Raw genomic sequence first — 15,227 nt, forward strand, 5'->3', positions numbered from 1 at the left:
CTTTTTGGACACCCCTACCTCTTGTCCGAATACCATTTTGTCCAGGACAAGCTATCCTTTCGGTACGAGCCATCCTAATGCTTCTTATGGTCCACCTTGTTATGACAAGCATGACATAATGATTCGAGATTATTCTTATCTAATCTCTTATTCCAATCCACTTTAATCTCTACTATATGATGGACTACATCAGCCAAGGTTATTTTATCTTCTCGTTTACATTGCTGACATAGGCCAAGGTCTCTTCTCATTACTGAGTCTCTTACCTTCTTCCATAAGGTAGAGTCATAGAATGATTTACTTAGTTGGTCACGCTTGTTTTGATCGTATCGTTTAGCACGTTTATTATTTATTTCTTCTTGAATATGTTGGTGTTGTTCACAATAAGATGTCCTTGTTAAATTAGAACAACCATGTTTGTTGCATGGTCGAAGTGGCTTATATGCCATCCTATACACCTCTTTTGCTAATGACTTATATAAAATAAAAAAAGCACCTTATTGGTGCCTTAGACTTGATTATTTATTTGGTTAAGTAATTTTTCCTTATTATTATATATAGACTTAATTAACTCAAACTCATACTTTTTCAAATCTGATACATAAGTTCTAGTATCTATTACTTTAAATACGTTGTATGCGTATATAACTGACCTTGTTAGTTCATCACTATATTTCAATAAATCGTATTTTACTGCTTCAAACTCCTTAAAAATAAGGTCATTAGTTAGACCAATTTGATACTTACTAAGAAATCTTAGATCTTTATCCAAATATTCTTCTAAGTACCTTAATTTCTTGAAATTCTCTTCAATCTCTAGTGATAAAAACGTTTTAATGATCTCAAATGCAAATTCTTGTTTTTCTTTTTTCTCAAGTTCTTGCATTTTATTTTGATTATCTATACTAACCTTTGTTGCTTTATACGTTGTCGCACTACCTATCCCAGCACCTATTAAACCAGTCAATCCAGTTACGACTATATTAATTACATCTATATTCATTTTAATCCACCTTTTAAATACATAATATAAATCGGACAATTAGAAGGGCTGTTAAGGTAAAAAGACACTCACAAAAGTGAATGCCCTATCATTTGATTTAGTGCCCACCGCCACCTGGATCATTCATTGGTTAAACCTCCTAAATTTTTTAATAATAATATTATTCTATAACGAATATCTATTTCTTTCCATCACCTTCATTCCTTTTAATTATTCACTCTAAACTAGACCCATTAGTAAAGATGAGGGGAAGGGGGAACCTCTCTAACAGAGCTAGTTTACAAAGAATAAAACATTGGAGTACTCTTAACTCCTGCCTCGCCTCAACCTATGCAGACTAGCTGCTAAGGTACCTAGTACCATCGATTAATCGAGTTACATAATTGATACAGGAGGTTATGCTTCTCCCATCAACTTAATTAAGCTGATAAGAAAAGTTTACTTTTTATGGTAATTCAAAACTTCCCCTGAAATATCCCCGATTTTGTCCTCACTTTTATCTAGATTTTGTCGGTTTTTTGTTGAAGAAAAAATAAAAAAGCCACCCTCGATGTGAATGACTAAATTATTACTTATACAACTAGTGCACTCCGTTAGTTGCATAAGAAATTTTATCTCACTCTAAATAATCATTAATTCGAATTGAATTTCAATATTTTGTCATTCCTATTTTAAGCCTATTTATCCTAGTCTTCGTTTTGTTTGTTAAACAAACGGTAGCGCTAATTCATATTCTGACCTCGGATGAATGAATACCTTTGAATTCTTTATAGAAAACGAAGCTACCTCATTTATTCTTATCTTTTGCACGAAATAAAAATAGCCACATAACCCGCAAACCCTTAAATATCAAGGTTTACAAGGCTATGTGGCTTTATTTTAGCGGTTTAGGGGTACCCCCTATCGAATTATGCAATTTTCGCGTGTTGGCCGGACGCGGTCGTCATATTGAAAGGTGTAGAGATTTGACCACCCCTAGGGTATTTTTAATCATCTTACTTGACTAGTTGTTTTGTAAAGGGTAAGAGTTCTTCTATCTTCTCTACTATCCGTTTTTGTTCTTCTAGTGGAGGAAGTGGAATTAATGCATTACTTACTGTATTTTGATTAATCTTTGGCATACTTTCTGAGGTTCCAGAGGCACTTTCTTTAAAATATTTTCTGCTAAAAGGCGCTTTAAGCACATAATCAATATACTCCAATAATATTATCGGATGAACTCTCATCCTCATTATCAAATCAGGATATATGAACTCATTATCTTCACCAGTATAAATACAACTTGTACCTACATATTCTCTTGAATTACTACGTTGAATAAGTAAATCATTATGTTTTAACCAGTACAGTGAATCATCCTTAATTTCAATATCAACATACTTATAAGCAGTTTTATTAAATGTCCCAGATGTGGTAGCTGTTAAAGTTAAATTTTTAACTTTTGTTTCATAGCTAACTCCTTTTGGCGAGTAACCATTTGTAGGTTTTACAAGTAATATATCAATAAGCCTAACCCACTTCCAATTCTCAGGGATGTCGAATGGAATCTCTTCCTCTGTAATCTCTGAAAATACTTGGTTTTTTTTAATCTTACCTTCTTTGATTAAGTTTTTCTTTTCTTCTTGAATCTGCTGATACAGTTCTTCTGCAGTACCCTCCTCTTCTAGCTGTTCAACAAGCTTACTTTGGATGGCATATTGCAAAATAGATTTTTGCATATCCTCCGGGAACTTCTTATTCAGTTCCTCTACTTCTGAATAGGCTTTATCATATTGATTTACATAAGTCATAAGTTCTTCGATTTTTTCTACGATACGCTTTTGTTCTTCGAGTGGGGGTATAGGCATAACGATACTTTTTAGTTTAGCTATACTTACACCACCAATAATGCCTGTCATTTCATCTCTAAAAGCTTGAAAAAACATAGGACTCTGTAGGTAATAATATAAAAATTTAGGTTCTCCAAATATGAGATTAAATGAACATAATTTATTACCGAAGCATACTTGCTTATCTAAGATTCCTATTTTCCTACCAGCGCTACCTCCTTCAATACACATCAGTATTGAATCTTTAAAAGAATTTCTGAACTTTTCTTCCTCGTAGGGGATCTTTATCCCATTGTCATAATCTATTTTATAATCAAAACCTACATCTTTTGTTCCGATATAATCGTATCCTTCTTTAACTTTTGAATACTTATTTTCTTTTACATTTTTAGGAATACTGTTCCCAGTATACATATCAGCTATGTTAGAAATCCGAGTCCACTGCCAAGATTCTGGAATATCAAATAATACTTCATTCTCTTTTATTTCGGAAAGCTTCTTTTCTTTTTTAATCTTTCCTTCTTTGATCAGCCTCTTTTTTTCAGCTTCTATTTTTTCTAATAATTCTTTCGCAGTTCCTTCTTCTTCTCGCTGCTCTACAAGTTTTCCCTGTATCGCAAGTTGAAGAATACTGTTTTTTAAGTCTCGTCCATGCATCCTAATTACCTCCAAGCATAGAACTAATCTGGTCTAATACATGGTCGATTTCAGCATTTAGAGAAGCTCGTTTTTCTTGATACTGTTGAATCAAGTCCATTGGCTCTAAGATTACTTCTTCCTCATGAGGGAATCCACAAAGGTCGATATTATAGCTTCGATTTATAATTTCATCGATAGTATATTTCTTCGTTTTAGCAAAGCCATCAACTTCAATTTCTTCTCTGTTATCCCACCATGCTAGAGCTTCATTGAAGTGTTCCAGCTTCATCGGTCTAGTCTTAGAGAAGTTTTTATACCCTTCTGGCATATCCACACGATAGAACCATGTTTCTTTTGTAGTTTCTGTATTGTCGAAGAACAAGATATTCGTTCTAATAGGTGTATACGGAGCAAACACACTATGCGGCATCCTTACAACTGTGTGGAGATTAAATTCACTGAATAACTTCTTCTTGATATTAAATTTGGCATTATCTGTACCGAACAGGAATCCATCTGGAATGATAACTGCTGCTCTACCATTTTTCTTTAATCGGTACATAATCACATTCATGAATAAATCCGCAGTTTCAGAACTTCTTAGCTCCATTGGGAAATTGACTTTGACACTTTCTTTTTCACTTCCTCCATAAGGCGGATTCATTAGAATTACATCAAAAGGCTCCATTTTACGTAGCTCTTTGTAGTCTATTTCTAATGCATTCCCATGAAGGATGTTAGGATCATCAATATCATGAATCAGCATATTGGTTACACACAGCATATGCGGCAATGCCTTCTTTTCAATTCCATACACAGACTTATTATAGATTTCTCTATTTTCAAGAGAGTTTCCAACTTGTTTATCAAGTGCTGTTAAAGCAGATGTCAAGAAGCCCCCAGTACCACAAGCGAAGTCTCCGATTTTTTCTCCTAATTCAGGTTTAACCACTTCAACCATAAAGTCTGTGACCGCTCTTGGTGTATAGAACTCACCGGCATTTCCTGCACTCTGTAAGTCCTTAAGGAACGATTCATAGATTGTACCGAATTCATGGCGCTCTTTATATTCTGTAAAATCAATTTCATCAATAACATTGATTACTTGACGTAGGAGAACACCGTCTTTTTGATAGTTGTTGGCATCTTCAAAAGCGGATTTTACAATGATTTGACTCATCGGTGTTTCTTCATCAATTTCTAAATTCTTAAGCGTAGGAAACAGTTTGTTGTTTACAAAATCGAGTAAAGCATCTCCTGTAAGGGCCTCACCGTCTTTTCGATCAACTGCCCAATCTCTCCATTTTAAACCTTCTGGAATAATTGACTTGAAGTTGTCATCATAAAGCTCCCATGCTTCTTCCTTTGCATCATATATTTTTAAGAAAAGAATCCACACAATTTGCTCAATTCTCTGGGCATCTCCATTAACACCTGAGTCATTTCGCATAACATCTTGAATTCTTTTGACAAAATTACTAATCGCCATAACTGATTCCTACCTCGTCTACTATTGTTTGTTTTTTTTATGCGTAATAAATTTCATTCTCTAGTTCTTTTACTGCCTTAAGATATGCTTCTTTTCCACCAAAGGCTTTGACTATTTTCATCGGACTACCAATTTTGGCAAATTCCTTTAGTTGAAGTACCTTTGTATCTTCAATCTCTTTTATGCCATCATTAGCGTACTTATCAAGAAGTGCTTCAATGACTTGCTGAGCAACATCAGAGTACTTGTACAGATAGTGACGTTTCTTCACATTCTCCGCACGTTCTTTTTTTGTTAGCGGTGGTTTATCGTAAGCCAAGTGACAAATGAGATCAAAATCATCTAGCTCCGTTTTGCCCAATTCTTCTCTGACCGCATCTAACAGTACACCACTGTCTTGTAATTCATCAATGATGGCTTGTTTCTTTTCTGCTTCTGTCCATGTTCTCAAGAAATCATCCAGCCTTGCATATTGCTCTAGTATATTTTTCCTTGTGTAGTCAGTCAGACTTTCAGTGATGAGCTTTCCATCCTTATCGACATATTGGACTCTCTCTGAAAGGACTCGAACGGTAACATCCCCTACATAATATTTGCGAGGTTTATCTTCACCCTCATCATTAAAAGATGGTGTGTCCCCAGTTCCACCCTCACCATTGTCTTCTTTGACACCATTATTACCAGTATCTTCTCCCGTGCCTTCTTCGCCTCCATCTGTCGGAGGGACTGGTTCATCCACAGGTTCATCCCCATCAAGTTCAATAACCACCTCTGGTTTGCCATCAAAGGCAGAGTCAGCAAAGAGTCGGCTGGAATTACGAAAGTCCATAATGGTAAAGTAGGTCTTACCATATTCTTCAAGAAGTCTTGTACCACGACCAATAATCTGCTTAAATTCGGTCATGCTATTGATGTTATTTTCCAAAACAATCAACTTACACATTTTCGCATCCACACCGGTAGTCATAAGCTTACTCGTTACTGCGATAACAGGATAATCACTTTCTTCATCAATAAAGTATTCTAGTTGTGCTTTTCCTTCGTCATTATCCCCCGTAATACGCATGATGTATTTATCATTTTCCGCATACAAGTCTTTATTTTCATTAATAAGTGCTTGCCTCATACGTTCGGCGTGTTCAATGTCCACACAGAATACAATTGTTTTACTAAAGCGATCGGTTTTCTTTAAGAACTCAGTGATTTTAGATGCTATGACTCGTGTGCGATCATCAATCACAAGAGATCGTTCAAAGTCTTTTATATTGTACTCTCTATCCTCTATTTCATAGCCATATTTATCAATCTTTCCTGCTTCCGGTCGATAACCTTCTAAATCTTTATCAAGACCAATTCTAATGACTTTATAAGGCGCCAAGAAGCCATCATTGATTCCTTGTTTTAAAGAGTACTCATAAATGGGCTCACCAAAGTAAGTCTGGCTTGAGGCATCTTTTGTTTCAATTGGTGTTGCTGTACAACCAATGTGAGTAGCAGATGAAAAATAATCCAGAACCTTTCTCCATGCTGATTCTTCCTTTGCACTCCCTCTATGGCACTCATCTATCACAATTAAATCAAAGAAGTTCGGCTGGAACTGACGGAACGTCTCTTCTCCATCGTCACCAGTAAGCTGCTGATAAAGAGCTAAATATATCTCGTAGGAACTATCAAGATCTTTATTCTTCACCTTTGTCATCTTCCCACTAAAAGGCCTGAAGTCTCCTGAAATAGTCTGGTCAACCAGTACATTACGGTCTGCTAAGAAAAGGATCCTTTTCTTTAAACCTGAATTCCACAACCTATAGATAATTTGGAAGGTCATAAAGGTTTTACCGGTACCTGTAGCACTAACTAAAAGCACACGTTTTTGTCCTTTGGCAACGGCATCAACTGTTCTATTGATTGCGACCCTTTGATAATATCTAGGTGTTTTATAATTAGGAACATAATAATAGGGCTCTAAGATAACCTTTTCTTCAGCCTTATTGATATTCTTATCAATTAAATATCTTTGGTATAATTCTTCTGGTGATGGAAATTCTTCGAGTCTTAGTTCTTTTACTTCACCAGTAATCAAGTTCTGCTCCACAAAACCATCACCATTTGATGCGTAGACGTAGGATATGTCCAGTGCTTTCGCATATTCGATCCCTTGCTGTAAGCCAGCTCCTACCGGATGATTATTATCTTTTGCTTCTATGACTGCTAAAGGAAAGTTTTTTTTGTAAAAAAGTACATAGTCCGCTCTTTTCTTTTTTCCTCTGGCAGTTACATTTCCACGAAGTATGATTCTACCAGCCGTAAAGGCGTATTCAAGTCTAACTTGCTTATTTATGTCCCAGCCCACATTAGTGATTGCCGGTGTAATATATCTTGCTTTGATATCTTCTTCAGATAAATTTCTCTTTCCCATTAGCACTACCCCTTCACCCTATTTTTCATAATATCGCTTATACCATTTCAAATTCAATAATGTCTCCAATGTTGCAGTCGAGGCACTTGCAAATTTTATACAAGCTTTCTAGATTTACAGGTTGGCATTTTCCAAGGCGAGCTAATATATTGTAAGTTATTCCAGCCTGATCCTTTAACTCAGTTTTATTCATTTTTTTGTCAATCAAAAGTTTCCACAACTTATCATAGTTTATAACCATACCTAATCCCCCTTAGCTATGTAAAAAAGACAATTAAATTATAACACGTTATCAAACGAAAAATAGAGAAAACCTTACGATAATGTAAGGTCGTTTTGCATTTTGTAATTTCACTTAAACTAATCTGTCATTTAGTTGAATAAGTCCCTTAAATTTACATTTATCATAAGTAAAAGCACTCAAACAATATTGAGTGCCTCAGCAATAGAAAAAATAGCTTGTTTTTTATATTCGTAAAATTGATCTTTATTAATACCTAAGTCCATGTATATGTTAATATCTTTATCTCGGTTTGACGACAAATATTTTCTTTTTATTATCGTACGTTCAATATCATCTAGAGCATATTCTAAAGCCCGTTCCATTTGCTTTACTTTTAATCGCTTTTCCTTTTCATTATCAAAGATTTTTGGAAATGGATTTTCCACACCTTCAGCTAATTGTTCATCTTTATTTTGTACTGCAACCCTTAATGCTTTGAATCGTTTTAATTGCTTAATAACTGCTTTTCTAATTTTTTTCTCATCTATTTCATCGATAAATAAAAGCTGTTCAGTATTCATGTTAAACCTCCTTCAACTTAGGAGTTGTTAAGTATTTGGTACAACCTTTTTGCTACCAGTCTCCCTATGTGCAATATGCAATTCATCTGGTAAGTTTTTAACGATTAGCCAATTCTCATGCTTTAAACCATATGATTTTATTAAAATAGCTTGTCTTCTGGTTGGACGTTTACCTTGTTTCATATCCCTCACTCCTCAAATAAAATATCCAACGATATCAAACGCTACATAAATCACGAACCATATACTAACTGCAAGTAGTTGTTTATCTTTTAGAGCTTTCCTATTTTCCATATCCATAACTTCTTTTATAAGTTCACTTTCATTTTTATTAAAACGGATCATTTGCTCCTCAATTCTCTTTTGATAGTGAAGAATCTCTTGGTTTACTTTGATGAGCTCATCTTTTTGCTCAAAGTATTCATTTCTTAACCCATGAAATTGGCTGTATAATTGCTCATGCTCTTTGTTCTTACTATCAAAACGTTCTTGTAAGAAATTCAAATCTAACTTGGCGCTATCATATCTTTGTTCATGCCATTTACCAATCGCTAAATACCTCTTAGCCTTGTTTTCAAAGTGTTTAACCTGGTTATTTGGCTTGAATTGTCTTTTCATTTCTTCTACCTCCCTTTAAAACTAAAATCAGATTTTTTAGCACCGTTACGACCAGCTTCATTCAACGAATAAATAGGAGTAGTAATTGCTCTCTCTGGATCCCAGCCTAAACTACCTCGGTTTTTAAGATTTGATTCGCTAACTCCATACTTTGCAGCACGTTTGATTTGTGCTTTTGTTGGAATCCATTTCATTAAACTCATCTTTGCGCGATTATTTTTTATTTCCGTACCTTGGCCGAATGCCTTTTCAATCTCTTCACGTTCCATACCATGATTGATACGACAATGGATTTTTGATATAAAATCAGCCTTATATCCACATCCAGGATATTTGCAAGTTTCCAATTAACTCACCTCTTGAAATAAATTAGATTGCTCTCATTACCTAGTTGGGGATCACCTTCGAAAATCTCTTCGTAATCCTTTGGGATTTCTACTGATTTTGATTCATTTTGGGCTTTTGGGTACTTTCCTATTGCCTTATTAAAAAACTTCTCTATGAGCCTTTTAAACACGAAATCCACCCCAATTCGATTTTATAAAAGCAGGAGGAAAAACCTCCTGCATGTTCAATTAAAATTCTTCGTTATCAAATGATTCAAAATCTATTTCATCACCTTCTTTATCAGAAGATTCCACTTCAGTTTCTTCAACCGTTTCAGAAACTTGTTCTTCTGGAGCGACTACTTCTTCACTTGTAGAGCTTGTTTCTTGATTTTCTTTCCATTCATGCCATGCAACAGCAGATGCAGCTACACGTTTACGATACTCGTCCACAAATTCAACAATCTTTCCAGAAGAAATTCCAAGTTCATTGGCCAATTTATAGTATGATTCACCTTCGATTTTTCGTTTTACAATGTTTGCAAAATCATATGGTAAATCAGTGTAGTTTGGTGATAATCCACTCAATATGAAGTTATCTACAATTTCACGATCCAATTGCTCTTCTTCAATTCGTGTTTTAACCTTTTCAGGTGGTAGTTCCAAATCTGCTTCTAATTGTTCATGTGTAGGCTGTACCTCTGAAACAACACCTTTATCATCAACCTTGTATTCAGTGATAGGTTTATTTGTTTTAGCATTAATAGTGACGTTGTAATTAACCACTAACGAATCCAAATTCACTTCGACTTTTTGGTCAATCATTTCTGAGAGCTGGTCTAACTTGCCATCTAAAGCAGTACCGTTAATTTCTAAAACAATTTCTTTTACACCCTTTGGTTTAAGATTTACCTTTTTAACTAATGCATTAAATTCAACGTATGCCATTTAAATAATCCTCCTAGAATAATTGATTAATAGATACTTCAATGCGCGGTACTTCGCTATACCATTTACTAACTGTCAGCTCTACTACTTGGCTGTCATCTTTCCAGATGATTGATTTAAGAGCATCCTTAACTCCTTTGACATAGTTGTCTACATCTGGCTTAGTTGTTGGCCTTAAAATACCTTGCTCTGCTGCAATTGCTTTTTTCTTAGAAAAACTTTTTAAAATGGATTTATAAACTTTAACTTCTAACTCTAATGGGCCTTCTAAAAGTTGTTCTGGTCTATAATCAGCTGCAGCTAGTTTGCAGTACTCTTTAAAATCCTTTGATTTTTTTGGATCGTATGCTCTAACATTTCCACCAAACGTAGTAAATTTTGGTCTACCCTGTGCAACTGGCTCTCCATATATTGTGAAATTAATCTGATTACTCATATGTTTAAATTCCTTACAACATCTTTAAGAGCACACATGTTTAGAATCTGATAACGTGTACCCTTAGCTCCTAAACTACGAGTCTTAAGAATTCCAACTATCTCTAATTTTCTAAGTGCAGCTACAGTTATTGAATTAGTTGCTGATAAGGTTCTCATGCTCATTTTTCCTTTTTCTTCACCTTTAATCGCGTTGAAGAATTCTTTTACTGCAAAACTTTCTGTACGGGATAAGCATTTAGCAATTAATTCAGTAGTTGTAGTAATAATCATTGAATTTTCCCCTTCCTAAGTACCTTCATATTTTCCGGATCTATAACCTCGCCACACTTCTTACAACCTCTAAGTAAGCGATGTTTAACAATTTTTAATTTGAAAGAACCATGTTCACAATTTGTACAGATGCCTGGACGAACAATTTCTTGTTCATCCGTTTTTATCTCATCTGTTTTGAATAAGTCATTCCAGCCCTTCTTTTTCATGAACTCCTCCGAAAAATTAGGTATATTTTAAAGTTTTCTTGTATATAATTAGACCAAGCCTTGTCCAAGAGGCATTTATCACGCAACTCCTAGCTCCTGATTGATTGGCTCATCAGGAGCTTCCTTTTTTAAGTTGGAATTGCTCATAAAGAGTATCGAATTTTTTATAAAACTCTTTAGATGCTTCTTTCTTTGCTAAGCAATCACTACACGAACATGATTGAAATTGAATTACACCTGGATAAACTTCAATTACTTTTGAGCACATACCTTAACCCTCTTTAATATTTTTCATTCGATTATTTTGACCATACATTTCCAAAATCGTTGTATGCTGAATCATTCGACTAAAATCCCGTTCACCATACATTTCTAATAGATTGTTAGGATCATAGTTACTTGTATAAATTGTTGAACGACCGACTCGACTATCTATTACTTCAAATAGCTTTTTCTTTGCCCACGAATCTTCTTCATCCAATTTGTTACTTCTGTATTCCGTTCCAATATCGTCAATTACTAAACAATCAATAGTTGCTAACGACCTTAAAAATTCCGATTCACTTATAATTGAATTCTTCGACCACGTTTCTTTAATCTTAGTGAATATTTTAGGAGCTGGAATGAATGCAGCTGCGATCCCTTTTTTCATCAATTCTTTCGTAATAGATACAGATAAATGACTTTTACCAATACCAGGAGTTCCATATAAAAATAAGTTTTCTGGTTTATCACCTTTAAAACGACTTACATAGGATTCACAGAACCTTAATGCATTAATTTGGTCTTTAGTTTCCACTTTGTAGTTATTAAACGTTGCTTTCTTTAATTCTGGATTAATAAAACTGCTGTCTTCAAAACCACGATAAAGATTAATAATTTTTTGTTTCTCGTTTTGAAGATTCATCGATGATACAATTTGCTTGTCTTCTCTTAGAACAACTTCGCAGTACCAGCACTTTTCTTCACCATCTATTTGAATCTTTACTTTCCTACCACACTCATCACATCTATTCCCTTGTGTTGACGGTGATGTTTGAGAAGTCGTATTTTTTAGTATCGATTGTAGGCTTTCCAACTCGGTTCACCCCTTTTTTATTTTGACTAAAATGTTGTTGATCAAATGCGTTAGCATCAGCTACCGTTTTGCAGTTAGCTTTTATCCAACTATTTAATATGGACTTAACATATCCAAAACTTCTTTTATTTCTTTCAGTAGCTTTTCTTATGGCATGTACTACTAAATCTTTTCCGAGCAATTGATAAAATTCATAATAAGTTTCTTCATTAATCGTTCCTGCAATCATTCCGATGTTGTTTTCAAAAATAGTTATTAATTCTCCGTATTCAGGATTAATTCCAGTAGTAGTAGATATATCCTTATTTTCATTGTTATCATTATTATCATTATTGTTTGTATGTTTTCGTGTCTGTTTCGTGTCGTTTCCGTGAGTGTTTTGTGATGTTTTTTCATCACTCATATTCTGGAAATGCTCATAATTAGCAATGGTTATAACCGTCTTTTTTGTGTCGCTTTTATAGGCAATCATCCCATCATTTTGTAACAGAGTTAAAAACTGTTTTACTTTCGTATTACTCCATCCCCAACGGTCACATAATTTCCTCATTGAAGTGATTGTTTGACCGCGTTTTACCTCGATTAATTCATTCCCTAAGAGAACTTTATTATCTTGGTGGTTAACCTCCATAAGAAGGTCAACCCACGCTTCGAATTTAGAGAAGACTCTTTTTTCTTTATAGAGCCAATGGTCTCTGACCTTCCTATGAAGTGATATCCAACCAGCCATATGATCCTCCTTCTAAGTTGTGGATTAAAACTCGTCTAAATCATCAAAAGTAATCTCTTCTGGTTCTGAAGTTTTCTTTTTCTTGCCCTCTAAATCGATTAGTTTTGATAAGCCAACCAATTGCTGCAGTGTAAGTTCTTTCGCTACTTTATTGAAATTGACTTTGATTATGTTCTTAAGTTCATCTTCACTTAGACTGTATTTAACTTGTTTACTTTTAATTTCACTCCAGCGTGATTTCATTTCATCCTCTGGATCAATTACTTCACCTTCAGCAATTTGAATCTGATTAGGAGTAATTTCTTTACGATAACCAGATGTAGCTTCATCTACTGAACTTGAACCGATTTGTTCGTCTTCAGCAATTTCAATACCGTATTGAAGCTTTGCTGCACGTTTCATAATGTGCTTTTTGAACATGTCATTAAAGTAGTTAGTCCACATATTTTTGTTATTACCTTTTGTCATATGTTCAACTTCACTTACTTCCATTAGCGTTACAACATCAGTAAAGTTCTCTTTCTTTGCAATTGCATATCCACCTATAACTTTTCCGCGTGGGAATCCAACTGAGTGAGTAATTTCTTTACTAGCTGGATTGTATTTGAAATCATCATTCTCATGAACTAGCTCAACATCTACACCTTTAAATCCTGGTTGTTTACGAGCTAATGCAAGCACACCTTCAACTGCTACTTGAATGCTCATTTTTCCACCGTATACAATGCAGTAAATCTGATTTAAGAAAGGATTAAGACCTGAATTAACACATGTTTGAACGAATAAAGCGAACTGTTCATTTGATGTACCTACCGCGATTGTGTGCTTTAAAGTATCCAGCTCGTTTTGTGTGAAGGTACCTACTACTGCTTGTGTGTTTGAAACTGCTACTTGATTAGACATTTACAACTTCCTCCTCTAATTGAATAGTTTTTATATTAAAATCTGTGTCTACTACTCTTGCTACAATCAGCTGACCAGTAGGTTTTGAGAATTTAAGAATCGATTCTGCATTATCTACAAATGTTGGAGCGATCAATTCAGATTGCTTCAATAGAACTTCACTAAGTTCTAAACCACATTTAATGCGTTCTGCAGTTGATAACTTACTGAAAGGTCTACCATGCATTTCGATTTCAAAAGTTGCTCTTTCTTCACCGTTCTTCAATTGCTCAAACAACTTAACTGAGATATTCGTAAATAATGAATCAATCTTTTTAACCATCAATTCAGAACGCTTTGTTCTAAATTCTTTAATTGCATCGATGATTGCTAATGACTTGTTTCGCTTGGTGCGGATATCTTCTTTATTAGCTTCAGCATCAATTAATTCAGCTTTAAGTCGTTCCACCTGATTCACTTGATTTAATTGAGTTTTGATTTGAATAATTTCATTGTTGATTTGCTCTAATAAGTCCTGGTCAATTGGAATCTGATTAGTGTTTTCAAGTTCTTCTAACTCCATTTTAAATTGCGAATATTCAGCTGATAGCTCTTTTCCGTACTCAACTTCTTTAGAGAAAACCAGTTGTTTATTCTTCTTTACTTTTCCGATGGATTCTTCATTTAATGATTGACCGCAAGTACTACAATTTATATTGATTTCTTCGTTTTTAATGTCCATCACTTTTTCTCTTTGTCTTTTTAACTGAGTATATAAAGTAGACATCTTTGCTCTAATTGTGGATATCTTGTTAGTAACTTGTTGATTTTGAGATTGTAATTTATTAATTTCAGATTTTTGAACTTCTAATTGCTGTAATGTCTTTTCGTTTACTCGATCTAAGTTATCGAACTTAAATTTTTCTAATTGCTCGCGTAATGTAACTACTCTTTCTCCAGCACGTTCGGAAGACTTGTCCAATTTGTTGTATTGATCACGATGTATTTTTTCTAAATCATCTATGTTATGTTTTTTAAATTCCGCTTCTAATATGCTTACGGACATTTCATGAAGCTCCGCAAATACTTCTTTGTTTAATGGTTCTGGAACGTACTGTAGCAACTGTTTTCTTTGGTCCTGCCAATTTTGGCTAGAAAAATAAGTAGGATTGAAAATCGATAAGAATAAATCTTTATCAAACAACTCACTGACAAGTTCATTAAATTTTGTAGCTTTTTCTGGCACTTCATTGATAAAGTATTTAGCTGTTTTCTTTTGTGATTTAGCTAACTGAAATTCTTTTCCGTCTACATTTAGAACTAGTAAAACCGTAGTTTCTGCATCATCTTCACCAATCGGTTTAGGATCTAATTTATTGCCATTGATATCAGTACCGAATAATAACCATGTTGGCGCATCACCTATTGTTGATTTACCAGCACCGTTACGACCTTCAATATTTGTAATGTCTTTAAGATTGATAGCTAAATCCTTATGGTTTTTAAAATTAATTACTTGTATAAACTCGAATGAAATTTTCATAGTTC

Annotated in this window: 19 protein-coding genes; all 19 read right to left on the bottom strand. The window is 34.4% G+C overall.

Translation table 11 applies throughout. From position 1 onward, the window contains the following. Positions 1 to 74: 74 nt before the first annotated feature. Positions 75 to 449 (bottom strand): HNH endonuclease, encoded by a 375-nt coding sequence (locus BM319_RS18675; protein WP_091024110.1) that lies wholly within the window; start codon positions 447 to 449, stop codon positions 75 to 77. 59 nt (positions 450 to 508) lie between these two features. Then, positions 509 to 1,003 carry a hypothetical protein gene (locus BM319_RS18680; protein WP_091024111.1) on the bottom strand — a complete coding sequence of 165 codons (495 nt, stop codon included), beginning with the start codon at positions 1,001 to 1,003 and terminating at the stop codon, positions 509 to 511. Between the two features lie 995 nt (positions 1,004 to 1,998). Further along, on the bottom strand, positions 1,999 to 3,489 hold the full coding sequence (locus BM319_RS18685; protein WP_091024112.1) for a restriction endonuclease subunit S: 1,491 nt from the start codon (positions 3,487 to 3,489) through the stop codon (positions 1,999 to 2,001). Position 3,490: 1 nt separating this feature from the next. Further along, positions 3,491 to 4,960, bottom strand: coding sequence for a class I SAM-dependent DNA methyltransferase (locus tag BM319_RS18690; RefSeq protein WP_091024113.1), 1,470 nt, complete (start codon positions 4,958 to 4,960; stop codon positions 3,491 to 3,493). Between the two features lie 37 nt (positions 4,961 to 4,997). Next, entirely contained in the window at positions 4,998 to 7,376 is a 2,379-nt protein-coding gene (gene hsdR, locus BM319_RS18695) for an EcoAI/FtnUII family type I restriction enzme subunit R (RefSeq protein ID WP_091024114.1), read from the bottom strand. Between the two features lie 37 nt (positions 7,377 to 7,413). Next, positions 7,414 to 7,617: a helix-turn-helix domain-containing protein gene (locus BM319_RS18700; RefSeq protein WP_091024115.1), complete on the bottom strand. Its 204-nt coding sequence runs from the start codon at positions 7,615 to 7,617 to the stop codon at positions 7,414 to 7,416. Between the two features lie 179 nt (positions 7,618 to 7,796). Beyond that, the gene (locus BM319_RS18705) at positions 7,797 to 8,180 is read right to left on the bottom strand and encodes an ArpU family phage packaging/lysis transcriptional regulator (protein WP_091024116.1); all 384 of its coding nucleotides are present in this window, start codon (positions 8,178 to 8,180) and stop codon (positions 7,797 to 7,799) included. A gap of 27 nt (positions 8,181 to 8,207) precedes the next feature. After that, a complete protein-coding gene (locus BM319_RS24810; protein ID WP_175495645.1) occupies positions 8,208 to 8,363 on the bottom strand; it encodes a DUF6906 family protein in 156 nt (51 codons plus the stop codon). A gap of 12 nt (positions 8,364 to 8,375) precedes the next feature. After that, positions 8,376 to 8,798 (bottom strand): hypothetical protein, encoded by a 423-nt coding sequence (locus tag BM319_RS18710; protein ID WP_091024117.1) that lies wholly within the window; start codon positions 8,796 to 8,798, stop codon positions 8,376 to 8,378. Between the two features lie 5 nt (positions 8,799 to 8,803). Further along, positions 8,804 to 9,145, bottom strand: a complete 342-nt coding sequence (locus tag BM319_RS18715) for a hypothetical protein (RefSeq protein ID WP_091024118.1) — start codon at positions 9,143 to 9,145, stop codon at positions 8,804 to 8,806. 228 nt (positions 9,146 to 9,373) lie between these two features. Then, positions 9,374 to 10,072 carry a 2-methylcitrate dehydratase gene (locus tag BM319_RS18720; protein ID WP_175495646.1) on the bottom strand — a complete coding sequence of 233 codons (699 nt, stop codon included), beginning with the start codon at positions 10,070 to 10,072 and terminating at the stop codon, positions 9,374 to 9,376. A 13-nt stretch (positions 10,073 to 10,085) separates the two neighbouring features. Continuing rightward, positions 10,086 to 10,508 (bottom strand): RusA family crossover junction endodeoxyribonuclease, encoded by a 423-nt coding sequence (locus BM319_RS18725; RefSeq protein WP_091024119.1) that lies wholly within the window; start codon positions 10,506 to 10,508, stop codon positions 10,086 to 10,088. Continuing rightward, on the bottom strand, positions 10,505 to 10,780 hold the full coding sequence (locus BM319_RS18730) for a hypothetical protein (RefSeq protein WP_091024121.1): 276 nt from the start codon (positions 10,778 to 10,780) through the stop codon (positions 10,505 to 10,507). Before BM319_RS18730 ends, BM319_RS18725 begins: the two co-directional genes overlap by 4 nt. After that, a complete protein-coding gene (locus BM319_RS18735) occupies positions 10,777 to 10,989 on the bottom strand; it encodes a DUF8096 family protein (protein WP_091024123.1) in 213 nt (70 codons plus the stop codon). Before BM319_RS18735 ends, BM319_RS18730 begins: the two co-directional genes overlap by 4 nt. 112 nt (positions 10,990 to 11,101) lie before the next feature. Further along, entirely contained in the window at positions 11,102 to 11,257 is a 156-nt protein-coding gene (locus BM319_RS24815) for a hypothetical protein (protein WP_175495647.1), read from the bottom strand. Positions 11,258 to 11,260: 3 nt separating this feature from the next. Beyond that, complete coding sequence (locus BM319_RS18740; RefSeq protein ID WP_091024125.1) at positions 11,261 to 12,067, bottom strand: ATP-binding protein; 807 nt, start codon at positions 12,065 to 12,067, stop codon at positions 11,261 to 11,263. Beyond that, the gene (locus BM319_RS18745) at positions 12,000 to 12,797 is read right to left on the bottom strand and encodes a DnaD domain-containing protein (RefSeq protein ID WP_091024127.1); all 798 of its coding nucleotides are present in this window, start codon (positions 12,795 to 12,797) and stop codon (positions 12,000 to 12,002) included. The genes BM319_RS18740 and BM319_RS18745 overlap by 68 nt, the downstream gene beginning before the upstream one ends. Positions 12,798 to 12,821: 24 nt before the next feature. Then, the gene (locus BM319_RS18750; protein WP_091024129.1) at positions 12,822 to 13,700 is read right to left on the bottom strand and encodes a RecT family recombinase; all 879 of its coding nucleotides are present in this window, start codon (positions 13,698 to 13,700) and stop codon (positions 12,822 to 12,824) included. Continuing rightward, positions 13,693 to 15,222 carry an AAA family ATPase gene (locus BM319_RS18755; RefSeq protein WP_091024131.1) on the bottom strand — a complete coding sequence of 510 codons (1,530 nt, stop codon included), beginning with the start codon at positions 15,220 to 15,222 and terminating at the stop codon, positions 13,693 to 13,695. The genes BM319_RS18750 and BM319_RS18755 overlap by 8 nt, the downstream gene beginning before the upstream one ends. Positions 15,223 to 15,227 lie beyond the last annotated feature (5 nt).

It is taken from the genome of Bacillus sp. UNCCL81 (assembly GCF_900112535.1).
Classification (GTDB): Bacteria; Bacillota; Bacilli; order Bacillales; family Bacillaceae_G; genus Gottfriedia; species Gottfriedia luciferensis_B.